The 4,031-nt window shown below is 52.7% G+C and carries 6 protein-coding genes and 1 tRNA gene; all 7 read right to left on the reverse strand.

All coding sequences use genetic code 11. The annotated features are described in order from the left end of the window. Positions 1-843 (reverse strand): NADH-quinone oxidoreductase subunit D (locus D6694_07810; protein RMH42552.1); only part of this gene is annotated, 843 nt, incomplete at its 3' end. Next, positions 836-1,525 carry an NADH-quinone oxidoreductase subunit C gene (locus D6694_07815; protein RMH42553.1) on the reverse strand — a complete coding sequence of 230 codons (690 nt, stop codon included), beginning with the start codon at positions 1,523-1,525 and terminating at the stop codon, positions 836-838. The genes D6694_07810 and D6694_07815, both read right to left, overlap by 8 nt. Beyond that, positions 1,522-2,031, reverse strand: a complete 510-nt coding sequence (locus D6694_07820) for an NADH-quinone oxidoreductase subunit B (protein RMH42554.1) — start codon at positions 2,029-2,031, stop codon at positions 1,522-1,524. The genes D6694_07815 and D6694_07820 overlap by 4 nt, the downstream gene beginning before the upstream one ends. Then, positions 2,022-2,378: an NADH-quinone oxidoreductase subunit A gene (locus D6694_07825; GenBank protein RMH42555.1), complete on the reverse strand. Its 357-nt coding sequence runs from the start codon at positions 2,376-2,378 to the stop codon at positions 2,022-2,024. Before D6694_07825 ends, D6694_07820 begins: the two co-directional genes overlap by 10 nt. A 126-nt stretch (positions 2,379-2,504) precedes the next feature. Further along, a tRNA-Leu gene (locus D6694_07830) sits at positions 2,505-2,589 on the reverse strand. Between the two features lie 31 nt (positions 2,590-2,620). Beyond that, a complete protein-coding gene (secG, locus tag D6694_07835) occupies positions 2,621-3,097 on the reverse strand; it encodes a preprotein translocase subunit SecG (GenBank protein RMH42556.1) in 477 nt (158 codons plus the stop codon). Between the two features lie 8 nt (positions 3,098-3,105). Further along, on the reverse strand, positions 3,106-3,867 hold the full coding sequence (locus tag D6694_07840; protein RMH42557.1) for a triose-phosphate isomerase: 762 nt from the start codon (positions 3,865-3,867) through the stop codon (positions 3,106-3,108). Positions 3,868-4,031 lie beyond the last annotated feature (164 nt).

The following is a 4,031-nucleotide window of genomic DNA, read 5'->3' on the forward strand; positions in this document are numbered from 1 at the left end:
ACGATCATAGCAGTCGCCGTTGCGACCAACCGGAATGTCAAAGTCGAGCTTGTCGTATACTTCGTAGGGCTGCTTCTTTCGCAAATCCCAAGCAATGCCTGACCCCCTCAGCATCGGGCCTGTAAAGCCCAACTGCAAGGCACGCTCTGGGGACACTACGCCAATACCAACCGTGCGCTGTTTCCAAATTCGGTTATCGGTGAGCAGGGTCTCAATATCGTCCAAGTGGCTTTCGAACTCGGCGCAGAAGTGCTCGAGAAAATCCAATAACGAGCCTTCGCGGGCTTCGTTCATTTTTTTCACTTCTTGAGGCGAATGCCACTTGGATGGCTCATATTTCGGCATCGAATTCGGCAAGTCTCGATAAACACCGCCGGGTCGATAGTAAGCCGCGTGCATACGAGCCCCCGAGACCGCTTCATAGGCATCCATGAGCGGCTCGCGATCGCGAAATGCGTAGAGGAACACGGTCATCGCACCAATATCCAGACCGTGCGCCCCAATCCACAGCAAGTGATTAAGAATTCGGGTGATTTCATCGAACATGACTCGGATATACTGGGCTCGAATCGGCACTTCGATGCCCAGCAGTTTTTCGATTGCCATCACATAGCCATGCTCATTACACATCATGGACACATAGTCCAAACGATCCATGTAGCCGATGCTTTGGTTGAACGGCTTGCTCTCGGCCAACTTTTCCGTGGCGCGGTGCAATAGGCCAATATGAGGATCCGAGCGAACAATGGTTTCGCCATCCATCTCAAGTACAAGACGCAGTACGCCGTGCGCAGCCGGGTGCTGAGGGCCAAAGTTGATGGTGAAGTTCTTGATATCAGCCATCGTTCTGCTCCTCTTTGCTGGCCGCGCCAAAGCGTGTTTCCTCACGAATTACGCGCGGAACAAGAACTCTCGGTTCGATGGATACCTTTTCGTAAACGCATCGACGCTCGGCCGCGTCGTAGCGCATTTCCACATGGCCAATGAGAGGAAAGTCTTTGCGGAAGGGATGACCAACAAAACCGTAATCCGTCAGAATTCTCCGCAGGTCGGGGTGGCCTTCATACATAATTCCAAACAAATCGAACGCCTCACGTTCATACCAATTCGCCGACGCCCAGATATCGACGAGACTTGGCACCACCGGAAACTCGTCATCCTCAGCAAAAGTTCGAACGCGAATGCGCCGGTTATGGACAATCGACAAAAGGTGTACTACTGACGCGAATCTTGGGCCTTGCCGCACGGCATGGCGCTCTGCTGCTGGCATGACAGCACGCTCAAATCCGTGTTCTGTTGCCGCATGGGTTTCCCAGTCGGCGACACCGTAGGCGCTGTAATCAATGCCACAAAGGTCGATCAACTGCTCAAATCGAAAGTCGTCATGGTCCCTTAACACCAACGCCACTTCGCGTAGAGTGGCGCAGGGGACTTCAATGGTAATTTCATCGTAAGCCACAGCGATATTTGAGGCTTTATCGCCGAAGTGTTTTTCAATGATATTGACGAAACCTGACCAGCTCATGCCGCCGCCCCTTCTTGATTATCGGCGTCCTGTCGCGCAATCGTGTTCGTTCGGCGAATTTTATTTTGCAACTGAATGATGCCGTAAATCAGTGCCTCAGCGGTCGGCGGGCAACCAGGAACATAGACATCCACCGGCACGATACGATCACAGCCGCGCACCACCGCATAGGAATAATGGTAGTAACCACCGCCATTGGCACATGATCCCATCGAAATCACCCAACGGGGTTCGGCCATCTGATCATAAACACGGCGAAGTGCTGGCGCCATTTTATTGGTTAACGTGCCAGCAACGATCATCACGTCCGATTGTCGCGGACTCGGTCGAAACACTACGCCAAACCGGTCCAAATCGTAACGGCTTGCACCGGCCTGCATCATTTCCACCGCGCAACATGCCAAGCCAAACGTCATCGGCCACATCGACCCCGTTCGGGCCCAGTTAATGACAGTGTCTAGGGTGGTCGTGACAAAGCCTTCTTTGAGAACGCCTTCTATTCCCATTCTAGGGCTCCTTTCTTCCACTCATACAAAAAGCCCACGACAAGCAGGCCGAGGAAAACCATCATTGTCCAGAACCCGAACCAGCCGATCGAGTCAATGACGATCGCCCACGGGAACAAGAATGCGATTTCCAAGTCAAAAATAATGAAAAGGATGGCGACCAGATAAAAACGCACGTCAAATTTCATGCGCGCATCTTCAAACGGGTCAAAACCGCATTCAAATGGGGCGAGCTTATCGGGATCGGGTTTGTGTGGTCCAAGGATGTAACCAGCCAGAATGGCCACCGAGCCAACCATCAGACCTATGATCAGGAATACCAATATCGGAAGGTAGTTTTCGAGCATCGTCAACCCTTTTTCGTCATCGTGGGTCGTTCGTCGGCCTATGGCTGAGCGAACGTGCCTGCGCGAATTGTAGCAGATTGAGCGACGGTTCGCCGCTAAAACCGAGCGGGAACCGTACTGTCATAATGGTGCCGAAGGCCGGACTTGAACCGGCACGGCTTACGCCACTACCCCCTCAAGATAGCGTGTCTACCAATTCCACCACTTCGGCATGTCAGATTGGCCGCAGACGCTGCCGCCAATCATGAACCTTTTTGGTCGTCAGACTTTTGCTCTTTTTGGTCAGCCTTTGGTTCATCGGCTGACGACTTTTCAGAAGAATCCGTCGCTGCCGGTGGAGTCCCGTCAGCCTCAGGTGCCACCGCCGTTGACGAGGCGTGATCTTCCACACTTGGCACCAATTCGTCAATACCTTTTGTGGCTTTTTCTTGACCCTTTTGATCTGCCTCAGCCTTAATCTTGGCCGCAATGTCTTCTGTCGACTTGTCACGATGCGCGACCATGTAGCCAAGCGAAAGTGCAATCACAAAAAACAGCGTTGCCAACACCGCTGTCGTGCGTGTGAGAAAGTTTCCTGACCCCGCCGAACCGAAAACAGTGCCCGATGCACCAGCGCCGAACGAGGCCCCCATATCAGCACCCTTACCGTGTTGAATGAGGATTAACCCAATCAATGCCACAGACACAACCAAAAACAATACCAATAAAATCTCGTACATATTCGCTCTCACCTGTTGGAATGTACCACCGCCGCTTTGACGATCGACAAAAAACTCTCCGCTTGCAGCGACGCACCCCCAATTAAACCACCATCAATATCCGGCTGTGCAAACAATTCTGCCGCATTTTCTGGTTTTGCACTCCCGCCATACAAAATTCGAACACGTTCGGCAGGCAGCATCTGATCGACAAGCCAGCTTCGAATGAAGGCATGCACTTCCTGGGCCTGTGTTGCCGAGGCACTTTTCCCAGTACCGATGGCCCAGACCGGCTCATAAGCAATGACAATGCTCGCCCAGTGCTCGTTATTGACCGCATCGCACACCGCTCGAAGTTGGCGCTGAATCACAGACAAAGTCTCTCCGGAAGTCCGTTGCTCAAGCGTTTCACCAACACACACCACCGCGCACAAGCCGGCATCGACCGCCTTGCGCACCTTCTTCGCAACAATGTCATCAGATTCTGCAAACAGTGCCCGTCGCTCAGAGTGGCCGACAATGACATAATCAACACCCAAATCTCGGAGCATGGCGGCGGTCACTTCACCAGTATAGGCGCCTTCATCAAACGCCGATACGTTCTGCGCGCCGATCTTTAACGCGGTACCGGCAGCATCCGCAATCGCCTGTGATAAGTGAACAAACGTCGGGCAGACAGCCACTTCAACACCACTGGGCAATGCGGAACAGATCGCCGACACGAGTCGCTTGTTCGTTCCAAGCGTCCCGTGACTCTTCCAATTCCCCATGACCAACGGTGTTCGCATCATCATGTCCACTTTTAAATCATCGCGCGGCGCGATCTTACAGGACAGGTAGGCTGGAAACAAGAGGGTGTCCAAGTTCAATACATTTGAGACACTGAGACATGAGGAACCTCATAACCAACACTTCGAATATACTCGGCAGGCGTCCTATATTTCAATGCCTGATG

It is taken from the genome of Gammaproteobacteria bacterium (assembly GCA_003696665.1).
Classification (GTDB): domain Bacteria; phylum Pseudomonadota; class Gammaproteobacteria; order Enterobacterales.